General features: G+C 38.4%; 19 protein-coding genes. 6 read left to right on the top strand and 13 right to left on the bottom strand.

Features of this window, described 5'->3' with window-relative positions:
* Positions 1–7 precede the first annotated feature (7 nt).
* From KHB02_RS01000 to KHB02_RS01025, 6 genes are all read right to left on the bottom strand, one after another.
* Entirely contained in the window at positions 8–1,549 is a 1,542-nt protein-coding gene (locus KHB02_RS01000) for a xanthine permease (RefSeq protein WP_213140490.1), read from the bottom strand.
* A gap of 31 nt (positions 1,550–1,580) precedes the next feature.
* Complete coding sequence (gene arcC, locus KHB02_RS01005; protein ID WP_213140491.1) at positions 1,581–2,543, bottom strand: carbamate kinase; 963 nt, start codon at positions 2,541–2,543, stop codon at positions 1,581–1,583.
* A 15-nt stretch (positions 2,544–2,558) separates the two neighbouring features.
* Complete coding sequence (locus KHB02_RS01010) at positions 2,559–3,731, bottom strand: ankyrin repeat domain-containing protein (RefSeq protein ID WP_213140492.1); 1,173 nt, start codon at positions 3,729–3,731, stop codon at positions 2,559–2,561.
* Positions 3,732–3,850: 119 nt separating this feature from the next.
* Positions 3,851–5,278, bottom strand: coding sequence for a YlbE family protein (locus tag KHB02_RS01015; RefSeq protein WP_213140493.1), 1,428 nt, complete (start codon positions 5,276–5,278; stop codon positions 3,851–3,853).
* A 2-nt stretch (positions 5,279–5,280) separates the two neighbouring features.
* Positions 5,281–6,828 carry an acyl-CoA synthetase FdrA gene (gene fdrA, locus KHB02_RS01020; RefSeq protein WP_213140494.1) on the bottom strand — a complete coding sequence of 516 codons (1,548 nt, stop codon included), beginning with the start codon at positions 6,826–6,828 and terminating at the stop codon, positions 5,281–5,283.
* A complete protein-coding gene (locus tag KHB02_RS01025; RefSeq protein ID WP_213140495.1) occupies positions 6,806–7,711 on the bottom strand; it encodes an oxamate carbamoyltransferase subunit AllH family protein in 906 nt (301 codons plus the stop codon). The genes fdrA and KHB02_RS01025 overlap by 23 nt, the downstream gene beginning before the upstream one ends.
* A gap of 253 nt (positions 7,712–7,964) precedes the next feature.
* Here KHB02_RS01025 and KHB02_RS01030 point away from each other — a divergent pair, with 253 nt between their 5' ends.
* Positions 7,965–9,674 carry a PucR family transcriptional regulator gene (locus tag KHB02_RS01030; RefSeq protein ID WP_213140496.1) on the top strand — a complete coding sequence of 570 codons (1,710 nt, stop codon included), beginning with the start codon at positions 7,965–7,967 and terminating at the stop codon, positions 9,672–9,674.
* Between the two features lie 284 nt (positions 9,675–9,958).
* Positions 9,959–11,266 carry a cytosine permease gene (locus KHB02_RS01035; RefSeq protein WP_213140497.1) on the top strand — a complete coding sequence of 436 codons (1,308 nt, stop codon included), beginning with the start codon at positions 9,959–9,961 and terminating at the stop codon, positions 11,264–11,266.
* A gap of 146 nt (positions 11,267–11,412) precedes the next feature.
* Here KHB02_RS01035 and KHB02_RS01040 read toward each other — a convergent pair whose 3' ends face one another.
* From KHB02_RS01040 to KHB02_RS01070, 7 genes are all read right to left on the bottom strand, one after another.
* Positions 11,413–12,120, bottom strand: a complete 708-nt coding sequence (locus KHB02_RS01040; protein ID WP_420848054.1) for an ankyrin repeat domain-containing protein — start codon at positions 12,118–12,120, stop codon at positions 11,413–11,415.
* A 49-nt stretch (positions 12,121–12,169) separates the two neighbouring features.
* Positions 12,170–12,859, bottom strand: a complete 690-nt coding sequence (locus KHB02_RS01045) for a response regulator transcription factor (RefSeq protein WP_213140499.1) — start codon at positions 12,857–12,859, stop codon at positions 12,170–12,172.
* Between the two features lie 13 nt (positions 12,860–12,872).
* Complete coding sequence (locus KHB02_RS01050; RefSeq protein WP_213140500.1) at positions 12,873–14,330, bottom strand: sensor histidine kinase; 1,458 nt, start codon at positions 14,328–14,330, stop codon at positions 12,873–12,875.
* Between the two features lie 125 nt (positions 14,331–14,455).
* Positions 14,456–15,451: a DUF4822 domain-containing protein gene (locus KHB02_RS01055; RefSeq protein WP_213140501.1), complete on the bottom strand. Its 996-nt coding sequence runs from the start codon at positions 15,449–15,451 to the stop codon at positions 14,456–14,458.
* Positions 15,452–15,699: 248 nt separating this feature from the next.
* Positions 15,700–16,920, bottom strand: a complete 1,221-nt coding sequence (locus KHB02_RS01060) for an amidohydrolase (RefSeq protein ID WP_213140502.1) — start codon at positions 16,918–16,920, stop codon at positions 15,700–15,702.
* A gap of 17 nt (positions 16,921–16,937) precedes the next feature.
* Positions 16,938–18,176: an amidohydrolase family protein gene (locus KHB02_RS01065; RefSeq protein WP_213140503.1), complete on the bottom strand. Its 1,239-nt coding sequence runs from the start codon at positions 18,174–18,176 to the stop codon at positions 16,938–16,940.
* 83 nt (positions 18,177–18,259) lie between these two features.
* On the bottom strand, positions 18,260–19,816 hold the full coding sequence (locus KHB02_RS01070) for a glutathione ABC transporter substrate-binding protein (RefSeq protein ID WP_213141279.1): 1,557 nt from the start codon (positions 19,814–19,816) through the stop codon (positions 18,260–18,262).
* A 362-nt stretch (positions 19,817–20,178) separates the two neighbouring features.
* On the opposite strand from KHB02_RS01070, the gene KHB02_RS01075 reads away from it, so the two are divergent.
* From KHB02_RS01075 to KHB02_RS01090, 4 genes are read left to right on the top strand one after another with little or no spacing between them, the layout of a single operon-like run.
* A complete protein-coding gene (locus tag KHB02_RS01075) occupies positions 20,179–21,033 on the top strand; it encodes an ABC transporter permease (RefSeq protein ID WP_241113662.1) in 855 nt (284 codons plus the stop codon).
* Positions 21,034–21,048: 15 nt separating this feature from the next.
* Positions 21,049–21,969 carry a nickel ABC transporter permease gene (gene nikB / locus KHB02_RS01080; protein WP_213140505.1) on the top strand — a complete coding sequence of 307 codons (921 nt, stop codon included), beginning with the start codon at positions 21,049–21,051 and terminating at the stop codon, positions 21,967–21,969.
* A gap of 16 nt (positions 21,970–21,985) precedes the next feature.
* The gene (locus KHB02_RS01085) at positions 21,986–23,002 is read left to right on the top strand and encodes an ABC transporter ATP-binding protein (protein ID WP_213140506.1); all 1,017 of its coding nucleotides are present in this window, start codon (positions 21,986–21,988) and stop codon (positions 23,000–23,002) included.
* Positions 23,002–23,997 carry an ABC transporter ATP-binding protein gene (locus KHB02_RS01090; RefSeq protein WP_213140507.1) on the top strand — a complete coding sequence of 332 codons (996 nt, stop codon included), beginning with the start codon at positions 23,002–23,004 and terminating at the stop codon, positions 23,995–23,997. The genes KHB02_RS01085 and KHB02_RS01090 overlap by 1 nt, the downstream gene beginning before the upstream one ends.
* The last annotated feature ends 13 nt before the right edge of the window (positions 23,998–24,010 follow it).

The following is a 24,010-nucleotide window of genomic DNA, read 5'->3' on the forward strand; positions in this document are numbered from 1 at the left end:
TTCACTTTTACTCTGTAACAGGTCCAATATTTTCTTTCTTATTTACATAAAGTTTATAAGCTAAAAATGCTGCAATTAGTAGATATCCCACTACGAAAGGCATTGCAATATCTTGTGCAAATCCAATAGTGCTTGTATGAATTGCACCAACAAAAGTTAATAGGGCTCCTAACACTGCAGCTATTATGCCTCCAATAGGCGTGTTACGGATTGTAAATACCGCGATGCAACCCCAAATAACACTAGAAATCGGCGCGCCATTACCTAGAGCAACCAAGCCATCGTAGAATAGTCCAGCATTATGAAGGGCAAGTGAAGAAACTTGATTTTCAGCTGTCCCTACCGATGTACCAGCAGCCGAAAGTGCATTATTAACAGCTACAAGTGCCCAGTTGGCAACCCATGGGAAGAAACAGACAAAGATTGCCGGAGCTTCAAATTTCGGACTTTCTTTAACCACTTGATGTCCTGTTACGATTGCAATAAATACCAGCATCGGAACAATAGCAGCAATTGGGACTACAGCAAGCAACAGACCCATAAGACTGAAAATTGATATAAAGAAAATGGCTGCAGAGCTAGCAATAGAATAACCTAAACCTGCACCAACTTCTTTCCAGCCAGCATGACCTACATATACTGTTACTGGGAATGGGTTACCACAAAGGTTGCCTATTAAAGTACAAAAGCCGTTTGTAAGCATAACATCTCTAGTTTTGTACTCATCCCCTGAAACAGCAGCAGCTTCAACGTTTTCTAAATTAAAAATGTAGTTAGCCAATCCAAGTGGTACAGCAGTTAATAAATATGGCAAAGCAGCTTGAAAACTGTCGGCAAAACCAGTTAAATGCAACATAGGAGGGTTAAAGCCAAATGATTTCAGCGCTTCTGTTACATCAGCAGGATTTTGATATCCAGCTATCCAAGCAATTGCAGTTCCAACTACGATCAATAATAAACCCGTAGGTATTTTCTTAAATACTGGATGTTTACTTAACCAGTTCATGAAGATGATTATTAATGCAACAAATGCTACTAAAGGCATTTCAAAAGATTGTAGCATTGGGTTCATGCCCAAGAATACAAATGCCAGACCTGCCAAGGCTGCCAACAAGACAGTTCTTGGAACGATCTTTCGAATAGTTTCACCAAGGAATGCTCCTAGGAATAAAATGCTTGACTCAACAAAACCCCAAAGGATAGCAACTGTTGTTGTGAAAACAGGGTCCTGTGTTTGATGATACAGAGGAAGCATAATCACAAAAACGATAAGAAAAATACCAGGTGAACTAGAGCCTGATGGTAGTGCGGTAACATCAGTTCTGCCAGTTTTCTTAGCTAATTTATAAGCAAAAAATGCAAATACAATACCAGATAGTAATACAGCAAATCCAAAGCCAGGAACAATCCGTTCAAAAACAAACTCTTTTGGCATCCCAACCACACCAATTAATAATGAGATCATAACCAAAAAGTCTGTCAAAACATTAACGAATAAACCGAAGGAAGCAGCAAAGTCTCCTTTTTTCCATAAAGAAATATTTCCCATGTGAAATTCTCCTTAAGACCGTCTTAGATGGTCATGAATTGTTTTTTTTAACAATATGGGTACCTGCTTTTTCTTGAATAGCATCCTTTAGACTCTCAGGGTTTGTGATGATGACCCTGGAACCTCCCTTTTCCAAGAAGTTTAAACTTGCTTCAATTTTGGGAAGCATGCTGCCTGGAGGGAAGTGACCTTCTGCAACATACTGTTTTGTTTCTTCAATTGAAATATTTTCGAGTGCCTGTTGATTTGGCTGGCCAAAATGAATGCAAACTTTGGAAACACCTGTTGTAATGATTAATGTATCCGCCTGAACTTGTTCTGCTAACAAACTTGTTGCAAAATCTTTATCAATAACCGCATCAATGCCTACATATGAACTTTTTTCTGTTTTAACAACAGGAATTCCGCCCCCGCCAACAGCAACGACAACAAATCCTGCCTCTATTAATGTTTTAATTGCATCTTTTTCAACTATATTTATTGGTTTCGGCGAAGCAACCACCCTTCTATAGCCGCGGCCGGAGTCTTCAATAAAGATCCAATCCGGATGTTCTCTCTTCATTTCTTCTGCTTGTTCAAGCGTAAAGAAGGAACCTACAGGCTTTGTAGGGTTTTTAAAATTAGGGTCATCAGGATTTACCTCTACCTGTGTAATAACAGTTGCTACTTTTTTGTTCATACCTCTTTTGGCAAATTCATTAATCAAAGCTTGTTGAATTTGATAACCTATTCCGCCTTGAGTTTCAGCGCCGCAATTGACTAGGGGTACTTCTGGCATTCCGGCAACTTCATTCGCAATTTCCGATCTTCTAAGACCGAACCCTACCTGTGGTCCGTTACCATGTGTAACAACCACGTTTAAGCCCTCAGCAACCATATCAGCGATATTTACCGCCGTTTCGCAAACAGCCTCATATTGATCTTGAACAGAATCACGTCCATTTTCCCGGACTAAAGAATTCCCCCCGATTGCTACAATAACTAATTTTTTCACTGCTTCTTCTCCTATCTAACTTCTTGTTTTATTTAATAATTCAATAGATTGCTCTTTATGAAGATGATATAAAGAGTTCGACGGGTCATGTTTAATAGCATTCTCAATTGCTTCAATCGCTTCCTCATGTCTCCCTAAAGATCTTAGACTGTTAGCCTTGTGGAAGGAGAAATCATAGCGATGCGTCTGCATTGCAAGCAGCTTATCCATTTCCCGTACTGCTTCCTCATGTCTGCCCAATTCTCTTAAATAATTGGATTTATGATAACGATAAAATGTTTCGTCAGGGTTTAATTCACAAGCCTTATCATATTCTGTAAGCGCTTCCCTAGACTTGTTCATTAATCTCAAGCAGTTTGCTGTATAGAAGTAAAAATCTAGATCATTGGGATTAATAGCTAAAGCTTTGTTGTACTCTTCCAGCGCTTCTTCGTACCGCTTTAGTTCTTGCAGGTTATATCCTTTGTAGAAATAGTAATCAAGATTGTTCTGGTCCTCTGAAAGAGCTTGATTGATTACTAGGATAGCTTCTTCAATTCTATTTTCTTTATATAGCTTTTTGGCTGTTTGAATTGTTTGGTTATTTTCCTGATATTCTTTTTTAAGAATTTTAACTACTTTTTCCTGATTTAATTCTACTGCATGTTGAAGAGATGATTTTCCATCTCGATCCTGCAAATTCACATCAGCTCCAGCTTCTACAAGAACTTCTGTAATATTCGAGTATAAACGGCCCCCATTGCCCAAAATGACCGCTTCGAGAAGTGCTGACCAGCCTAAATTATTCACATGATTGACAGGAACCCCTGCATCAAGGCAAACTTGTACTGTTTTTAAATAGCCTTTCTCACTAGAGGGCAAAAGGGCTGTACCGCCAAAACGATTGACACTGTTTAGGTCTGCACCATATTGCAGCATCTTAGCTAAGATTTCATGAAAACCATTTGCACCAGAACAAATGAAAGGTGTTAGCTGTGTAATATCTCTGGTATTGACGTCACTGCCTGCTTCTAACAACAGTTTTACTGTATCAAATTGATTTCTTTGAGTCGCAGCCATTAATGCTGTCCGGCCGTTTTCATCTTTAAAATCTACACTTGCTCCCTCTTCGAGCAATCTTTGAACAGAATTGACATCTCCCCGTTCACTTGCAAAGATCAATTCCAAATTTAAAGACTTATTGTCCATCAACAATCGCTCCTGTTCTTATATCCTGTTACACAGTTTCCAATGGAGCTTTCGGGGAAAGGTTTCCCAAACCAAGGATTAAGGCTTGGGATATCCCCCTCCCCAAAAAGCATATTTGATTAATGAATATTTTCGCTTAAAGTCAACATTGCCTTTTCGAAAGCTTCTACCGGCGGATAAGTGATACCCGCGCCAATCATTCCGATTCCAGCTTCTTTATGGGCAATGGCAGTATTAATGACTGGCATTATTCCTGTTTGGACAACTTTTCTAACATCAATTCCAGTTGGAAGACCCATAAAATCAAGCAATGGGATTGTTACATTCGGATTCTGAGTTGTTGTGATTTCCTTCATTTTTGTAGAAAAGCCGATTGCTTCTTCAACTGTGCCGCCTACTAATGCAACAATCGCAGGAGCAGTAGCCATTGCAAAGCCGCCGAAACCATATGTTTCAGTAATCGCACTGTCACCGATATCAAGTCCTGAGTCTTCCGGCTTGTAGCCAGCGAACATTGGGCCGATAACTTTTTGTGCAGGACCAGTGAACCATGTATTACCAGGCATGCCGCTGACACGGATTCCGAATTCCACACCATTACGGGCCATAGTGGTTACGATTGTACTATTTTCAATACCGTGTGCGGAATCAAGAGCACATTTCGCCATTGCCATCCATGTTGGACCTGAGAAATAATCACTGCTGGCTACGAAATCAAATACTTCTTTTTTCTGAGCGATTGTATAATCAGTTTGTAAAATATAAGGTGTTAAGGCTTGGATTAAGAGAGTTGTTCCAGCAACATTGCGGTTGTGGCACTCATCACCCATGTGAAGTGCTTGAGCTAGCATTAAACGCAAGTCAATGCCATCCGGATTAAGTTTCATTGCATCTCTTAAAATAGGTCCAAAAACATCGCGCATCCATACTAATCGGTCGATTACGCTTTGGTCATTGGCACCCATACGAAGAATTTTCGCTAACTGTTCACTTAAGTTTGTATAGGCAATATTGCCATATGTTTTGTTCTCAACAATATGCATGAACATTGATGCAGAAGTCACACCTGCCATAGAACCAACACAATTGTGTTCATGACATGGCGAGAAGGTAATTTCACCAGATGCTGCAAGTTCAGCGGCCTCGTCAATATCCTTTGCAAGGCCTTCGAATACTAGCGCACCGGTGACAGCACCCTTCATTGGGCCATTCATTTTATCCCAAGTGATTGGCGGGCCGGCATGAAGAATGGTTTTCTTTGTCATACCTGGCACACAGTTAATCGCTTGGTCATAACCGATTAGAACCGGATGAGATTTAATAATTCTTTCCACCGCCAACTTATTTGCTTCTTCAATTTTTTGCAAAATGGCAGGGTTTTCAAACTTATCAAGCGCTGCAATTAACGCAGGATTTCCTCTTCCTGGTGGTGTCCATTCTAAATGAATGACTTCTGCACCTTGTTTTGCTAAATCCTCTTTGAAAGATTCAATGCCTACGTTAATAACATTTGGTTTACCTTTAAAAAGTTCGTTAATTTTACTCATGGCTATTCTCCTTTCACAACAAATTCTCTTGCTAATAAACCTGCGTTCTGGCTGCTGCTTGCATGAGTCACACCTGCAGCCAATAATTTATTGATTTGCTCTTCATAATCTTGCGGATCTAATTCTGTACCAAGAACATATCCAATAATCTCCAAATGTCTTCCTTCTTGTTCTGCCAGCAGTTTAGCTTCCATGATTGCAGGAAGGAATGCTCCAACCGGATCTTCGTGAGCACCGTAACCTAATACAAAGTCCATTACAATAACACCAACGGATGGATCTTTTGCTTCTTGCATAAATCTGTCAAGACGTGTAGAAGGATCAATCATTGGATGTGGCTTGCCTTGTGTATATTCGTCATCACCAAAGTCGATGAATGTATGCTCTTGACTTGTATAACGATCTTTTAAACGATACTCAGGATCTCTTGCGATATTGCTGTAAACATTATCGAATTTCTCCATAGCTGCGTGCATCGCCTCATCGCAAAGTGTACCGCCGCTGAATAAACCGCGAATATATCTTTGCTCTGGCTTTAATTTAGTACGAACTTCTTCAATAAGCGGAATGTTTAATGCACGCTTATTAAGTTTGCTCTCATCTGCACCAGCAAGTAAAACTGCTTTAAGTGCTGCTTCCTTTGACATTTTGGCAAAATGACCGCCAGCTGCAGTAATTTTCTCCTCATTGCCGCCAATAAACCAAACAACAACAGGCTTTTTACATGTTTTAATTTTCGCTAGCACTTTTTCTTCCACACTTGGTGCAGGCGGCTTCGAAACAATTACAATAACCTTTGTTTCCTCGTCATCTTCTAGCGCTTGGATTCCATCAAGCATCATGATTCCGCCAACTTCTTCTTTAAGGTCTCTTCCGCCGGTGCCAATCAACTGAGAGATCCCGCCGCCAAATTCATGGATACGAACACTCACTTCTTGGGACCCGGTACCAGATGCAGCAACAATCCCGATATCTCCTTTTCTAACTGCATTTGCAAAGCAAAGGGCAGTATTACCGATAATTGCTGTACCACAATCAGGACCCATCATTAATAATCCTTTTTCATGAGCCAATTTCTTTAAAGCAATTTCGTCCTGGACGCTGACATTGTCACTAAACATCATGACATGCAGGCCATTTTCAAGAGCTTTTCTCGCTTCTCTAGAAGCGTAAGCCCCATTCACAGCAATAATCGCTAGATTTGCATCCGGATTATTTTCTGCAGCTGAGGAAATAGTAGAGTATTTAATATCACTTTTTCCTTTTTTACCTGAATCCCTTTTAGTGAATAATTCATTTATGCTCAAGAAAGCGTTTTCGAAGAGCTCCTCAGTTTCAGCTTTCACAACAATAATTAAATCACTTGCGCCGGCTTCCTCGACTTCCGGTGTCATTAAACCGACATTTTTCATTACCTCTTTGTTCATTTCAGTACCCATTGCGATAATCGCTTGTTCAACACCATCAATTTGATTCGCTTTAGTAGATAGCGACATTAATGATACCGAATCGAAATACGTGTTAGGTTTAATCAATGCTTGTACTAACATATACTTTTCCTCCTGCTTTTATATTGGCCTCCAATCCGCCGACAAGACCTAAGGCGATGTCTGTTCCGGATGAAGAACCTATGTCTAATAATTTATTTAAAGAGAGAATTAAGTCTTCTTCATCCTCTACGAGCAAGGCGTTGAGTAACGATATGATTGACTCTCTCACTTTACCTATGGATGCTTTTTGTAATGCCATCCAGCTAATGTCATTCGTTAAGGTTTTGGCCTTGCTAACGACATCTTCACAGAATGACCTTCGTGGATATAATGGACCGTTCAACATACTAAAAGAGGTAAATAGCCCAACTAAAAAATCGTCCCCTGATGGTGTGAGTCCTGGTCCTAGACCAATAATCGAAATGGCATGTTCAAAGGCAGATGACATTCGATCTTCCGCTAAATCGTCTAAAAGGAGGTTAGTTCGTTGTTCGAGCATGCTGGACATTTTAGCTTCAAATAGGCTATTGGGTAATTCGTGTTTTTTTATTCCGCCGCTTTTACCATGAATGTCGATAAATTTTTTCATCTTCTTTAAATTTTGATTTAAAATTTCTTCATTCAAAGGATATCCGGGTACTACACTGGACCATTTAGTAACGCTTTCAAAAGAAATGGCAAGCTTATTTCCAATGTGCAAAATATTTTTTTTAGTAAATACGTGATCACTTACTGCAATTTCCATCGGCCTAATATTATCAACATTGATAATTAAGGTATTGGGTCCATTATCTACGTTTCTGCAAGCAATGGTGTATAACTCACCATTTTGATGACATTTAATATTAAATGTCCGATTAAATGTACTATGAACACTGCCTGTGAATTTTGAGCTATTCAACTTCTGTAAAAATTCAACATCACCCGATACTGTTTTTAACATTTAAAGCACCTCATAAATCTGACTCAGGGAGCCTAATTTATAATTGGACAAAACTTGCCTCCTTTTAAATAATGAACTTAGTCTTGAGAAAGCTTTATACAATTTTCATTTGACAAAGTATGAAGCTTACATGATTATTCTAGATATAATGCATAACACCGTCATCGTTTATAAAATCCAAAAAGCCATCTATTCAATTGTGCAACTTGCATAATGGATTGTGTTTAAATTTTGACAAAGGAGCGAGAGAAGTTTGCTTACGGTTAAAGAACTATTTAATATAAAAGCGATTGATGGCATAAAGATTGTTGCGGGAGAAAAAGGAATTAACAATGAAATTTCAATTGTAAATATTATTGAAAATCCCGATGCTTTCGACTGGCTTTCACCAAATGAATTGTTGCTATCGACTGGTTATATTTTCAAGGATAATGAGGAATTACAAAACAGAATCATTAAAGAGCTTGCTGAAATTAACTGTGCTGGACTGATCGTGAAAATGAAACGTTACTTCGATACACTTCCGAAAAATATGATTGATAAAGCGAATGAGTATGGTTTTCCTCTTATAGAGCTTCCCTATCAATACACCCTTTCAAGGGTCATTTCGATTATCAATGAGAAAGCATCAGGCAGGTATGATTTATTAAATCGAAAAACATTAGATATGCATAGTTTGTTCTTCAGAATTACACTTGAAGGCGGAGGAATAGAGCGGATTTCCTCCATGTTGTCAGAGACAATTGGTAATCCGGTAATCATAGTCGATCAAGATTGGAAGCTGGTGAACGCAATTGAGCACATCAACAACAAAGTACCGCTTTCGTATTGTTTTGATTTAATTAAAAATAGACCTTCCTTTCCTAAAGAGTTCATAGACGCTATACCTGAAGATATAAGTGATATGAAAAGATCAATTAAAAGACTATTCCGTTTGGAGGATATTGAAGTTAAATGCCGTATCTTGCCTGTAGCTGCCGCAAGTAATATTTACGGGTATATAATCGTTTGGGAAACTGTACGTGAGTTAACCGAGTTTGACTTTATCATTTTGGAACAAGCATCAACGAACATTGCCCTGGAAAGAATTAAAGCGAAGGAAATCGAGGAAGTGAAGTTAAAAATTAGGCAGGACTTTTTTGATGATTTGCTCACCGGAAAAATCGCCTCAACTGAATCCATTCAGACTTTAAGTGAAATGCATGGATTAAATTCACAATATAAGTACCATAGTATGGTGATTAATATAGATTCCAATGATCAGGATCAATTTGAGGATTTGGTCGCCAGAAGGGTTCAAGTGGAGAACAGATCCAAAAAATGCGTGGATTTAGTTTATGAGCATTCTAATTATTCCAATGGAGAAGTTACCTGCTTTCACCGTAATAACCGAATTATTATTTTGATTGGACAGCATGAAAATAGAGCACCGATTTCCGTTTATGAAGCGAAACAATATGCCCAAAAAATATACGATGTTCTAGGGAAACATATTAAGAATACGACTTTCTTAATTGGAATTGGCAGACAGTATGAAAGAATACAGTCCCTGCATAAGAGCTTCTCAGAAGCCAATGAATCCATAAGACTAATGCAAAAGTTCGATGACCGTGGGGGTATCTCGCATTTTGAAGACCATAGCATCTATCACTTTTTGGATTCAAATGTAAAAGATATGGAGCTTGAAGACTTCTTCATGAAACGTCTCGGGAAAATATATGAGCATGATAAATTCCATGGTACCGGCTATATTAATACCTTAGAGAATTATTTTCACAATAACCTTAATATTAGTGAAACTGCAAAAGCAATGTTTTTGCACCGTAATACTCTCATATATAGAATTGAAAAAATTAAAGAAATCTTGAACAGTGATTTAAAAAATGCAGAAGAACTGCTTCAAATCCAATTAGCATTAAAAATATACAGACTGCTCAACAAAAAACTTCAAATAGATTCATAAAAAAAGTATTAAACTCTCTCCCTGCTTTGCAAGCAGAATTTATACTCCTTGCAAAGCAGGGATTATTTTTTTATTTTGCATGCAACTTCAAAGTTCTTTCACAAACCTTTGTACGGAATGCATAAGCATTATGGTTGTTTTTTAGTTGCTATATCTAAAGACCGTTAAAATTTTCCACTTTAAAATAAGAATAAGGATCCTAAGAAAACGCTTTAAACAAGTAAAGGTGGTGAGAATGACGCAACTAAAAATAAACCAACATTATATCTACTAGGAGGAATTGTATGTCTACTAATAAAAAGGAAAATATGCTTTTGGATCCAGAATTTGAAACCACTCCTGTACCAAAAGAATATAGAAAATCACTGGCTTCCGTTGCAGCCGTTTGGTTTGGATTTCCAATGGTTTTAACAAGTGCTGTAATTGGCGGCGTAATTACTGCCATGCTTGGATTTAAAGTTGGTGTTACTGCAATTCTGACCGGAAACTTGCTTTTGTGCCTGATTGTCGGCTCATTAAGTTATTTGGCGGGAAAAACTGGAGAAAACTTTGCAATGGCCGCTCAGAAAACCTTTGGACGACTTGGATATATAGCTGTTTCAGGATTACTTTCAACAGTTGTTGTTGGATGGTTTGCCTTAATGACTGGCCTTACAGGGGATACCATGGCCCGCTCATTTGGTGCTCCGATGCTATTAATGACCTTACTAGGTGGGGTTCTTTATGTAGCCGCAACGTTTATTGGAATTAAAGCGTTAACCATATTAGGCTGGATTGCGGCACCGCTATATCTCATTTTGGGCTTTGTTGCAATAGGTTTCTCGATTAAAACGGGAAATTCAGATATTTTTAATTATGAACCAATTGCCGGTGCGGGCCTAATGTCATTTGGCGCAGCAGTCACTTTGGTATTTGCCACATTCGCTGATTCTGGTACGATGACCGCTGACTTTACTCGTTGGTCCAAAAATGAGCGTGAAGGATTTTTGGCAGCATTTACTGCCTTCCCATTTGGGAAGTTCATTGCCGAAGTGGTTGGTGCAATTATCGTTGCGACAGGTGTCATTCAAAACCCTGTAACGAACGGCGGGGACTTTATGCCAATTTTATCTGGACAAGGACCGCTGCTTTCCATGTTGGCTATCATATTCGTGTTTATTAATCTGGGAGTTGGATGTACACACTGTTTATATAATGGAGCCGTCGGTTTTTCCCATATGACCGGAAAGAGTATGAGATTGCTGACAATTATTCTAGGAATTATTGGAATAATTGCAGCTGTATCCGGGATTTGGAGTGCATTCCAAAGCTGGCTGGAGCTTTTAGGCCTCATTGTTCCACCAATCGCCACAATCATCATTATGGACCAACTTATCCTCCGCAGGAACCAATCTGTTGATTCGGCTAAATGGAAACCGCTGGCGTTTGTTGCATGGGGAATGGCAGCCATAGTTGCACTGGTGGTCAATTTCTCCGCTCCACAGCTTTCCGTTGTGGCATTTGGTATAGGTTCAGCTGCATTGTTCTACTACTTTGGCAGTCTTTTAGTGAAATCCAAGAATTCAGAAAGTGCCAAAAAGAATGCTGTCTAGGTAATTATACGAGATTGCACACTATAGGGATTTAGCTTCTTCACACAAAGAATTTTTAATATGATTTATTATAAGAAAGAGCGAGCACTTTTAATTAAAAGTCTCGCCTTTTTTGTAGATGAGTATTCTCAAAAACTATTGCCTTTCTAGCGTTTTGCACCCGCTTGAAGGAGAATTTTTTCAATTTCAGAAAAATTTCTTTCTTTTGCCTGTTGCAGCGGTGTGACACCCTCAGAATCCGGTATGTTCACGTTAGCCCCATGTTCTATTAATAGCTTAATGGTTTCCTGTTGTTTCCTACCCCCGTCGTTTAGAACAATAGCTTCCATTAAGGCTGTCCAGCCTAAATTATTTACATGATTAACATCTATTTCTGTATTTTCTAGGAGTTCTTTAACAACTTCAACAAACCCGTGCTCAGAGGCTGGGATTAAAGTTGTGCCGCCATATCGGTTAAGGAGTTTGGGATTAGCACCTGCTTCGATTGTCAGTTTCAATATTTCAATATACCCTTCTGCTCCAGAATAAAGGAAGGAATTATTTTTCATATTATCCTGAATATTAACATCAGCCCCCTTTTCAATTAAGGCTTTGGCTGTTGCAACATCATTAGCATAGGCAGCAATCATGATTGCTGTCCTGCCCAAATCATCCTGGCTATTTATATTTACTCCCTTATTTAGTAAGTTATTAATCTCGGCTATATCCCCCTTTTCTACAGCATTAAAAAATTGTTCTTTCATGTTATCCACCTTTACAATCTGATTTTTAATTGAATTTTCCGATGTTACTGAGTTTTGACAACCTACTAAAAAAAATAACATTATACAAATAGATCGTTTTATAAGTATCATAATCATATCCTATCAAATATTTCTGAAAAAAATTAAAGTCAACCTTCGATTAAACCGACATCATATATCCCGCACCCCAAACAGTTTCAATAAATTGAGGATTCGAGGGATCCTTTTCGATTTTACCGCGAATCTTCCTGATATGAACCGTGATAGTGGTAATATCCCCAGATGAATCCAATCCCCAAATGCTTTCGAAGAGATCTTCTTTACTAAAGACCCGGTTTGGGTGCTGAGCTAAGAAAAGTAATAAATCGAATTCTTTTGCAGTTAAAGAGATCTTTTGATTATTCACATAAACCTTTCGCGCCATTTCATCAATGACAAGCCCTCGGATTCTTATTTCCTTTTTGGCTGTATTCATATTTCCTATTAAACGCTCATATCGTGCTAAATGGGCCTTTACCCTAGCAACTAGCTCACTTGGACTGAAAGGTTTAATAATATAATCATCGGCACCAAGCCCTAGGCCTCTTATTTTATCAATATCTTCTTTCTTGGCCGAGACAATTAAGATCGGGATATTCTTTACAGCTCTTACTTGTTTGCAAATTTCGAACCCATCCACCTCTGGAAGCATGATATCGATAATTAATAAGTCATACTCTTTATTTAGTGCACGTTTTAATCCTTCCTTTCCTGAGGTTTGTAATTCAACATCATATCCATTAATCTCAAGGTAGTCTTGTTGCAATTCCCCAATATCAAGATCGTCTTCAATGATTAAAATTTTTTTCAATGTACTCACCACTCTAAATTGACTTCTTCAATGTAAAAAAGATACTCGTTCCTAGCCCTAATTGACTTTCCACCCAAATATCTCCGTCATGCTCCGTAATAATCTGCTTTGCAATTGCAAGTCCAAGTCCGCTGCCGCCGGTTGATTTATTTCTTGATGTATCCACGCGATAAAAACGATCAAAAATATATGGGAGTGACTGCTCCTCGATTCCGGAACCATTATCACGGACTTCAATTGCAACAAAATCTGCTTCTTCATTTATATTAATACATATATTTTTTTCAGACTTTTTCATATGTTTTACCGAGTTATTAATGATATTTGTCATTACCCGCCTTAATTTATCGCGGTCGGCAATCACCATCACTTCATTTTTCGTCCTATTTTCAACATTAACTTGAATACCTTTTTCCTCTAAATCAAAACTTGCTTCCTCAACAAAATTTATGATAAAACGGTTAATTTCAATGTCTTCGAAGTAAAATGGAAACTTCTTTAAATCTAATTTAGAAAAAAGGAATAAATCATCAATTAATTGATCCATATCTGTCGCTTTTCGTTTGATTGTTGAGAGGTATTTCTCCATTTTCCCTTGCGAATCTGCAACACCATCCTGTATTCCTTCAATATAACCTCTGATAGCCGTTATCGGAGTTTTTAAATCATGTGAGATATTGGAAATTAACTCCTTTCTGCTTTCTTCATATTGAAGCTGAAGCTCTATGGAATCCTTAAGCTTTTTCCTCATTTTGTCAAATTCATAGCTAAGCTGACCAATTTCATCCCGCCTCGCAAGATTAATCTTCACGTTTAAATTACCTTCACCCATTTGTTCTGTTGCAGTTTTCAAAGAAAATAATGGCTTAATAATACTCTTAGAGACCAAATAACTTAATAAACCATTTACAAGAATTAAAGAAAGAAATAGTAACCCAAATATTAATGGAAATAAGCTTCTTGACAGTTCAACAAAAGGACTCACTTCCCTCATAATGATAACACTGCCTTTTTCCTGATCCGGAAAATAAAAATCGAACTTTACATATAAATAAAATTGATGACCTATACTGATCGTCTCTCGTACTTTAATATTTTCCGGTTCAAAAGAAGGAAGTTTTTTTTCATCCTTTATAGAATTTAAAATTTTTGAAGAGTGGACAATTCTTTTTCCTTTACGGATGATTAATCCAGAGGAAACTGGATCTAACTTTTGATCAAATTGTTTAAGTGTGGTTTCATTTAATAATTGACTTGGTTGTTTTTTCGCTAAATATTTAACATCTAGGAATACATTTTCCTCTGGTTTTGTTAATGGCTTAAGCGCATATTGACGTGTATACAAATCTTTAATACTTCGAATATCCCCTGTAATTGCCACTGGAATCAGCAAAGCGCTTATTAAGAAAAGTACTAGCGTCACGATTAGCATCGTTGTATGTGAAATGAATAATCGCCACCGAATGGACATGAGAGTGCCTCCTGCCGAGGTACAGTTTTTTTACTTTACCGTAAAGGAAACAAGGTTGTCACCTTTTTGTAGACAACCTTGCTTTTAATTCATTTATTTCCCATCCATTTATATATTAACTGCTTTTAAAAACTAAATTTAGGTTTAAAATCACCTTTATAAGGTTCATGTTCAACGAATATAGTTATGTCCTTGCCATCTTTGTCTTTACCAATTCTTTTATAAGTAAATTTATTTTTATTAAGCTCAGTAATTTCAAGAGCGGCACCATACTTATTAGCTCCAATTGAAACATGGGCTCTTATCTTATTTTCGTGTACCACATCGAAGTATCCATAATCACCGCGGCTTTTGCCAGTTTCTTCATTGAAAAACTCATATTTATTCGTCTTATCATCAAATTTTGCCAGACTTATAAACATGGAATTATATTGTGTTACATCATTGCCGTTTTCATCCAATACCTTTGTTCCGTGCCAAAGGGTGCAGCCTAAAATTTTATCTCCATCAATGTTTTTAACAATATCTCCTGTAGTAGTATCCAACTGCCTGTCCGGATCAGTAAATGACAGCTCTTTGTCTTTATATGGAACATGTTCAACGAATACTTCTACTTCATTGCCATTAGCATCTTTTCCCATTCTTTTATAAGTAAAAACATCTTTATTTAGTTTTGTCATATTAACAACTGCTTGGTACTTCATTGATTCAGAAATTAAAATTCTCTTCTTCCCATCGTTTGTGATAAAAAAAGTTCCTTTATCCCCACGACTGTTACCCGTTTTAGCATCAAAAAATTCATATCTGCCTGATTTCGCATCATATTTCGCAAGGCCGATGAAATTTGCATTCTCTTTTGTTAAGTCATTATTATTTTTGTCGTATACTCTTGTACCTTGCCAATTTGTGCTGCTAAGAATGTTAGCCATTTTCTGACCTTTAGTCATTTTATTTTCGGTTTTGTTTTTTTTATTTGAATCTTGGGCAATATTTGTTTTCGTTTGTACTATTTTTGTTGCATTCTTTTGTTCACTTGCGTTGACGTGTGTACTTATGCCACATACTGTTAATGCTAATGTCAATCCGAGTAAAGGTGTTAATATTTTTGTTTTCTTGATCATTTTTACATCCCCTAATTCAATAATATTATTTACTGGCCCTAAAGGGTATTATTTCATTTGTATGCTTGATTTATGACTTCGTCGACGTACATTGATTGTACCTGACAGAACTTAACTCCTCGTATAAAAAACATTATCAAATTATTAACTTTTTAGTTTGATTTATAAAGTTAAAGGTTTCCATATTCCATTTAAAAAAGCCCATTACGGGGCTTTTTCTTTTAGAGAATATTATCTTCCATGAAGGATTAAATTTGACCCGAAACGACTTTCCCTCTAAAAATAACAGCTTCTCGTTTTGGTGTTCTTGCAACCGCTTCTGCCGTACAAGATGCATTAACAAGAACAAGGTTGGCCTCGTCTCCTGCAAGCGGCCAAGCCACTTTCCCATCTTTCGTTAATGCTGTTGGTCCTCCAGTTGCAAATTTTAACGATTGAGAAAGAGACAGTTCATCGCTTTTGCGATATAACTCTCCATAGCGAGTCACCTTTTCAAGTACATCACCTGTTCCAAACGGTCCCCATGAATCATAGAAACCATCACAGCCTAAATAGACATTAACCCCTTTGCGGTCTAATAAATCAATTGGAGGAAGCGTTCTATTAATTGGAATCGTGGACATAATCGACATCCCTAAATTGCTAAGCTTTTCAGCGATCTCTTCCTGCTGCGGGACCGGCACGTCCCCTAAACTAAAGGCATGACTGACGGCTGCACGATTATGCCATTTTGCCTCTTCAACCAATTCAGCTAATTTATCTACCGTATAATAGCCAACATGACCGCCGTCATGCAAATGGATATCGACGTCAGCATCAAATTCTGTTGCTAGGTTCATAACTTCATATAAAGATTTTTCAATATTACGATCAATCCCTGCTGGGTCCAGCCCGCCAACAATATCTGCGCCATTTCTCATGGCATCCTTCATTAGGGAAATAACATTGTCCTTTAAAAGTCCGTGCTGAGGAAATGCAACAATTTCATAGGTTAGTTTATCAGAATAGTTCTCAAGAGCAGCTTTGACACCTTCCAAGTTTTTCAACCCGATATATGGATCAATATTCACATGAGAACGAATATGCGTAGAACCTTGGGATAGTAGCAGTTCAATCATGGCACTTGCCCGCTGTTTAGTAGATGGAGCCAATGCATCCAGTTCCATTGCTTCTAAACGTAAACGTTCAGTCAAATTTTTTGCTGGAATGGGTGCCTTCCAGTCAAGAGAAAGATAAGTTTTATCAAGGTGGTTATGCATCTCCTTAAATGTCGGAACCGCTAATAATCCTTTTCCATCTACCTTTGTTTCCCCAGATGGGATAACAAAACTGGCGTCCTTTTTCTCAATAATTTTCCCGTCCGCTATTTTTAAATGGAAGAGTGATGTTTTCGTTTCATAAACACCCTTCTCATCTTGTTGATATCCAGTTTCTAATCGAACGTTTGTCAACCAATATGAAGCAGTCATTCTTCATTCCCCCTCATTTACACTCTTACTTCATTTGTTTCCGTTAGCTTACTTTCGACCTTTTTCCCTTTAAAAAATAAGGCTTCTACAGTGGCCCGCCTTGCGATTGCTTCTGCTGAACAAGATGCATTTACTAACATCATGGTTGCGTCATCGCCAACATTTGGCCAGACACGTTCCCCTTTTTCATTAAGTGGCGTTATACCGCCAGTTCCATATTTTAAGACAGTTGATAAAGAGTATTCATCGCTCAATCGGAATCTCTCTGCAAGGGTTCCAAGCTTTTGAATGGTATTTCCAGTGCCAAATGGAGACCAGTGGTCCGTGATGCTATCATGGCCTACGGAAACCGGAACAGCCAATTTATCAAGAGTCGGAATTGGTATAGTAGGACGATTAACCGGTACAGTTGTTGTCACATCAAGCTCTTGTTCTCTTAAAATAGCCGCCATTTCAACGAGTGCTTCCCCCGATAAATCGCCTAGTGCTATCCCATGGCTGATGGTTGCTCTTCCCTTTAACCCGGCTTGCTCCGTATAGTGAGCCATTCTTTCAAAAGTAAATGTACCTAATGTGTTAGGATCATGAAGGTGAATATCGACACCCTTATCGTTTTCAACAGCAATTTCAAAAATCGTCGCTAATGATTTTTCAATATTTCTATCAACCGTTGCCGGGTCAACACCCCCTACCAGGGTAGCTCCATTTTTCATCGCATCGCGAATTAATTGAACAGAATCACTCCTGAGAAGACCGTGCTGCGGGAAGGCGACGATTTCATAGGTTAGGACATCCTCATATTTTTTCAAAGCATTCACAGTTGCTTCCAAATTTTTTAATCCTATGACCGGATCGACGTTACAATGGGTGCGGATATGGGTATGCCCATTTCGAATATATAATTCAATCATTTTTTCAGCGCGTTCCTGTGCAGTTGGTAAAAGCTTTGGCAAAAGCACCTTTTCTTCTTCTAATCTGGTAAAGATCCCTTTTGTGATTGGAGTACACGCTTTCCAAGGTCCGCCATAATAGGTTTTATCGATGTGAATATGCATATCTCGTAAGGATGGCAGTAATAGCTGCTGCTTCGCATCAACCTGCTTTTCACCCAAGTTAGGAGATTCACTAGTGATTTCGGTGATTTTGCCTCCTTCAATTTTCAAATGGCAAATTTCTGTTTCAGTAGCGGCAATACGTTCATTTTCATATTTGAAGCCTTTTTCTAAACGAACATTTGTTAACCAAAAAGTCGTCATTTCATTTCCTCCTATGAAAAAAAATTAGGAAAAGCACTTTTGTAAAAAAGTACTTTTCCTTCATCAACATTCAATCAAGCTTTTTACTTAATAACTACATCATCAATCATTAGGTAGTTTGAAGCGTTTAACCAATAGCCGCTTACATTTTTATTACTTACTGCTAAGTACTCGTAATTGCGGATTGGAATATAAACTGCATCGTCAATTTCTTTTTGCATAACTTCCTCATACAGTTTTAAGCGTGTTTTCTCATCAGTTTCTCTACGCGCATCTTCAATCAATTTGTCTACTTCAGGATTACTATAGTAGAAATGGTTCCCTGCAGGTCCTTGTGAAGAAGAATGGAATAAGTTGTATTGGTTATAATCTCCATCGCCAGTGGCATTTCCCCATCCGTTGATGACCATTTCATGTTGTCCCTTATTAAGAGTTTCAATAAATGCACCATATTCCATCACTTGAATCTTCACATTTACCCCAATCCCTTTTAACTGAGATTGAATAACTTCAGCCATATTTATACGTTCTTTACGATCGCTGGTAACTAAGGTAATCTCTAACCCTTTTTCATAGCCTGCTTCTTTTAACAATTTTTTGGCTTCATTTAAATCATAATCATACGGCTTTACCTTGTCGCTATAACCGAATACTTTAGGGCTCATGGCAACGTTAGCAAGAGTCCCCACATTATTATAAACACCTTTAATGATGGCTTCTCTTTCAATCGCATGGCTGATTGCTTTACGGACTCTTACATCATCAAATGGTTTTTTCTTTACGTTAAAGCCGAGGAATTCAACAGCAAGTCCTTCGGTGCGATAAAGCTCCATGGTATCTGAAGCTTCGATCCGTTCAATTTCAGTGACAGGGACTTGATCGTTGATATGCGCTTCGCCCGTTTCAATCATGGCTAGACGAGTTGCATCTTCTGGAACAACTTTAAATACTACGCCATCGATATTTGGCTTTTTCCCCCAGTAATTTTCATTTTTCGTAAGTGAAATTTCTTGACCGCTTTTCCATTCTTTAAAAACAAATGGGCCAGTTCCAACTGGATGTTCAGCTAGTTTTTCTGGATTTTCAGCCAACGCTTTTGGACTAATGATGCTTCCTTCTTGGCTAGCTAATATAGATAGAAGTGGAGCATATGGATAGTCAAGCAAGAATTGAACGGTATAATCATCAACAATTTTTACTTCTTTAATCATGGCAAATTTCGTACGCTGTGGCGATCCAGTTTTTGGATCTAATAAACGATCAAATGTCGCCTTCACAGCTTCTGCATTAAATGATGCTCCATCATGGAATTTAACACCTTCTCTTAATTTAAATTCCCAAGTTGTATCATTTACGACCTTCCATTCTTTTGCTAACAGTGGTTGAATTTTAAAATCTTTGTCTGGTACAACCAGTCCCTGATATACCTTTTGATAAACAACATTAGCAGAAGGAATATCGGTTATAAAATGTGGGTCTAATTTCGTTGCATCAGAAAGACGAACTACAGTAAGAATTCCACCTTTTTTAACTTCATCTTTCTTCCCAGCTGTTTCGTTGGTATTAACTGATTTTGTTGAACAAGCTTGAGCAAACAGCAGCATTAATCCTATTAAAACAAATAGAATGCCATTTTTCATGGTGCGTCTTTTTTTCTCCATAACTCTTTCCCCTTTATGATGTTATTTAAATTCTGTATCTACGCTATATCCGTTTTTTCACCTGCCTCTAAATTTGCTTATCTGCATTATAGAAGATGATGATTTGAAATATTTACAGAATATTTACTTAAATTTTAACTATTTTGACAAACAATTTAAAAAATATTTACTTTCGCTTAAATTTTGATAATTTTGTACATATTCCACTTAAAAAAATTAGCTTTCATAAGGAGGAACATGACAACCAGAAACTACAGCATTCATTCAAATAAAATAATTAAGGAGGGTTTTGCATGACACTTGAAGCAAAAACAAAACAAACAGTTGCAGTAACACAAACTATGAATCATCCAAAAGAATCTAAACTGAAAGATTTTCTTTCCATTTTAATGCAGAATAAAGCGGCAATGGTTGGTGCTATCATTATACTTTTCTATATAATAGTTGCACTCTTCGCACCATTACTTGCTCCTTATGATCCATACGAAATTAAATTGGAAAATAAATTAATACCTCCATCCCCAGATCATTGGATGGGAACAGATGATAAAGGAAGAGATATTTTAAGTCGGATTCTATTTGGATCAAGACTGTCAATGGGGATTGGAATCACCGCCGTAATCTTCGGTGCCTTTTTTGGTATTATTTTTGGACTTGTTGCGGGCTACTATGGAAAATGGATTGACTCTACGATTATGAGAATCATGGATATCCTGCTAGCTTTCCCTGGAATTTTACTAGCATTGGCAATCATCAGTGCACTTGGACCTGGCTTAACAAATGTAACCATTGCAGTAGGAGCATACTCGATTCCGTTATTTGCCCGAATTGTTCGCGGTTCGACTTTAGAAGTAAAGCGGCTTGAGTACATTGATGCCATCCGTTCGCTGGGAGCGAATGATATAACAATTATTTTTAAACATATATTACCGAATATCCTGTCACCTATCATTGTACAAGGGACACTAAGACTAGCAACAGTCATTCTCTCAGCAGCTGGCCTATCCTTCCTTGGGCTTGGTGCCCAGCCTCCATCTCCAGAGTGGGGGACGATGCTAAGCAATGGAAGGGATTTCTTATTCTCAGCACCTTATATCGCTATTTTTCCAGGGCTGGCCATTTCCATACTAGTTTTAGGTTTTAATATTTTTGGTGATGGATTACGAGATGCATTTGATCCAAGAATGAAGAAATAGGGAGGTTGACCAACGATGTTAATGTTTATCTTACGCCGTTTAATGCAAACAATTCCTGTGGTTATTGGGGTAACGTTTGTAGTGTTCATTATTATGCAGCTTGTTCCGGGGGACCCCGCTGTATTGCTTGCTGGCGAAGGTGCTTCAAAAGATACCATTGAAGCCATTCGGGAGCAATTAGGGTTAAATAGACCACTATACGTACAGTATTTTGATTACTTGATGAACGTTTTTCGTGGTGATTTTGGAGTATCCCTTAAAAATAGCCAGCCTGTTCTAGAGGAAATATTGGTTAGATTACCAATAACTATGGAGCTTGCCTTATTCAGTATTATCATAACGATCGTTTTAGGGATGGCTGCTGGCATCATATCTGCAGTTAAACCATATTCCCTAACAGATACAACGGTTATGATTGTCGCTTTATTAGGGATTTCATTACCAAGCTTTTGGTTTGGTTTAATGATGATGTATTTCTTTTCTGTAAAATTGCAGATACTGCCAGTCGCCGGATGGGAAAGCATTCTTCACGTGATCCTTCCAGCTCTTACATTAGGTGCTGGCGGCGCAGCTATTGTTGCCCGAATGACGAGGTCAAGTATGCTTGAAGTTATTCGTCAGGATTATATTAGAACTGCTCGTGCTAAAGGTCTTCGTGAGCGAGTAATCGTATATAAGCATGCATTACGTAACGCATTAATTCCTGTAATCACCGTTGTTGGCCTACAGTTTGGCGCATTGCTTGGCGGAACCGTTTTAGTCGAGTCGATTTTCGCTATTAATGGATTAGGAAGGATGATCGTAGATTCTATCAGGATGCGCGATCTTCCAATGGTACAAGGAGGAGTATTAGTAGCCTCGCTAGTTTTCGTTATCGTGAATTTATGTGTTGATGTACTATATCGATTCTTTAATAAACGGATTGAACTAAATTAAAAGGCGGTGAACGGTCATGAATGCTGAAAACAGACCGATTTTAGAAGTGAAAGGTTTAAAAACACATTTCCACACGAAGCGTGGTGTCAGTAAAGCCGTTGACGGCATCGATTTTACACTAAGGAAGGGCGAAACATTAGGGATTGTAGGTGAATCCGGCTGTGGAAAAAGTATGACATCCCTTTCCATTCTTAGGTTAATCCCCTCCCCTCCCGGAAAAATTGCCGGTGGGCAGATTCTGTTTAAAGGTAAAGACTTAGTCTCCCTTTCAGAAGATGAAATGAGGAAAATTCGTGGAAATGAAATCTCGATGATTTTCCAGGAACCGATGACCTCGTTAAACCCTGTCATCCCTGTTGGAGAACAAATCGCCGAAGCATTAAGACTCCATCAAAAGATGGGTAAAAAAGAGGCATGGGACAAGGCAGTAGAAATGCTGAAGTTAGTTGGTATACCCTCTCCTGAAAAAAGAGCAAAACAGGAACCTTTTCAATTAAGCGGCGGCATGAGGCAGCGTGTCATGATTGCAATGGCACTAGCTTGTACTCCTGAGGTGTTAATTGCGGATGAACCGACAACAGCCTTGGATGTAACTATTCAGGCGCAAATCTTAGAATTGATAAAAGATTTACAAACAAAGCTCGGGATGGGCGTTATTATGATTACCCACGATTTGGGAGTTGTTGCTGAAACCTGTGATACAGTTGCCGTCATGTATGCCGGTAACATTGTAGAACATGCGCCAACTAATAAGATTTTTTCAGATCCAAAACATCCTTACACGCAAGGTTTAATAGCCTCATTACCTAAAATCCATGAGGATCAAGATGAATTGCGAACCATTGAAGGCAGTGTCCCAAGTCCCTATAATATGCCTCCTGGGTGCCGATTTGCATCCAGATGTCCCTTTAAACAGCCAATTTGCCATGAGCGTCTACCAGAACTGGCGGCACAGCCGGATGGTGTAAAGGTCCGTTGCTGGATGTATACCAGTCAATGGACAGAATTCCAACAACAGGAGGCTGTAAAATAATGCAGGCACAAGCTGAGAAAAAACTATTATTACAAGTAGAAAATTTAAAGCAGTATTTTCCTGTCAAATCAGACTCCCTTTTTAAACCAAAGTCTTATGTAAAGGCAGTTGACGATGTTTCTTTCCATCTTTTTGAAGGTGAGACTTTAAGCATTGTCGGCGAATCCGGCTGCGGCAAATCTACCACCGGGCGGGCAATTTTAAGACTTGATGAACCTACAGATGGAAAGGTTTATTATTCAGGACAAAATATTTTGGATTTAAATAAAAAAGAAATGCGAAAGTTAAGAGGAGACCTGCAGGTAATTTTTCAAGATCCTTTCGCCTCTCTTAATCCAAGACAAACAGTAAAACAAATTTTGAATGAAGCGATGGCCATTCAAGAGGTCGTTCCAAAACCAAAAAGAATGGAAAGAATGTTAGAATTACTCGGGTATGTTGGTCTCCCGCCAGAAGCATTAGATCGATATCCTCATGAGTTCAGCGGCGGCCAACGTCAGAGGATTGGGATTGCCAGGGCACTGGCGGTGAATCCGAAATTAATCATTTGTGATGAAGCTGTCTCAGCTTTGGATGTATCGATTCAGGCACAAATTCTTAACCTATTAAAAAAGCTGCAAAATCAGTTTCAGCTCACTTTTCTTTTCATCTCACACGATTTAAGTGTGGTACGGCACATTTCTGACCGAGTCATGGTGATGTATTTAGGTAAGGTAGTCGAGATTGCTGAGAAAAAGGCTTTGTTTGATTCACCGCTCCACCCTTATACCAAAGCATTATTATCATCAATTCCGGTACCTGACCCGGAGTTAAAAAGAGAGCGGGTCATATTAAAAGGTGATGTCCCCTCCCCTATTAACCCGCCAAGCGGATGCCGGTTCCATACACGTTGCCCGTTTGCAACAGAAAAGTGTAATAATGAGGAACCAGCCCTTAGAAAATTAGGGGAAAATCATTTTGTCAGCTGTCACTACGCCGAGGAACTTGCAAAATAAAAATATTTTCAAA

This window comes from Neobacillus citreus (genome assembly GCF_018343545.2).
Classification (GTDB): Bacteria; Bacillota; Bacilli; order Bacillales; family Cytobacillaceae; genus Neobacillus; species Neobacillus citreus.

Excerpts from the sequence above, each read along its gene's own strand:
- KHB02_RS01000 (WP_213140490.1), bottom strand. The coding sequence starts at position 1,549 with ATGGGAAATATTTCTTTATGGAAAAAAGGAGACTTTGCTGCTTCCTTC.
- KHB02_RS01010 (WP_213140492.1), bottom strand. The coding sequence starts at position 3,731 with ATGGACAATAAGTCTTTAAATTTGGAATTGATCTTTGCAAGTGAACGG.
- KHB02_RS01015 (WP_213140493.1), bottom strand. The coding sequence starts at position 5,278 with ATGAGTAAAATTAACGAACTTTTTAAAGGTAAACCAAATGTTATTAAC.
- fdrA (WP_213140494.1), bottom strand. The coding sequence starts at position 6,828 with ATGTTAGTACAAGCATTGATTAAACCTAACACGTATTTCGATTCGGTA.
- KHB02_RS01025 (WP_213140495.1), bottom strand. The coding sequence starts at position 7,711 with ATGTTAAAAACAGTATCGGGTGATGTTGAATTTTTACAGAAGTTGAAT.
- KHB02_RS01035 (WP_213140497.1), top strand. The coding sequence starts at position 9,959 with ATGTCTACTAATAAAAAGGAAAATATGCTTTTGGATCCAGAATTTGAA.
- KHB02_RS01040 (WP_420848054.1), bottom strand. The coding sequence starts at position 12,120 with ATGATACTTATAAAACGATCTATTTGTATAATGTTATTTTTTTTAGTA.
- KHB02_RS01050 (WP_213140500.1), bottom strand. The coding sequence starts at position 14,330 with ATGTCCATTCGGTGGCGATTATTCATTTCACATACAACGATGCTAATC.
- KHB02_RS01055 (WP_213140501.1), bottom strand. The coding sequence starts at position 15,451 with ATGATCAAGAAAACAAAAATATTAACACCTTTACTCGGATTGACATTA.
- KHB02_RS01060 (WP_213140502.1), bottom strand. The coding sequence starts at position 16,920 with ATGACTGCTTCATATTGGTTGACAAACGTTCGATTAGAAACTGGATAT.
- KHB02_RS01065 (WP_213140503.1), bottom strand. The coding sequence starts at position 18,176 with ATGACGACTTTTTGGTTAACAAATGTTCGTTTAGAAAAAGGCTTCAAA.
- KHB02_RS01070 (WP_213141279.1), bottom strand. The coding sequence starts at position 19,816 with ATGAAAAATGGCATTCTATTTGTTTTAATAGGATTAATGCTGCTGTTT.
- KHB02_RS01075 (WP_241113662.1), top strand. The coding sequence starts at position 20,179 with ATGAATCATCCAAAAGAATCTAAACTGAAAGATTTTCTTTCCATTTTA.
- nikB (WP_213140505.1), top strand. The coding sequence starts at position 21,049 with ATGTTAATGTTTATCTTACGCCGTTTAATGCAAACAATTCCTGTGGTT.
- KHB02_RS01085 (WP_213140506.1), top strand. The coding sequence starts at position 21,986 with ATGAATGCTGAAAACAGACCGATTTTAGAAGTGAAAGGTTTAAAAACA.
- KHB02_RS01090 (WP_213140507.1), top strand. The coding sequence starts at position 23,002 with ATGCAGGCACAAGCTGAGAAAAAACTATTATTACAAGTAGAAAATTTA.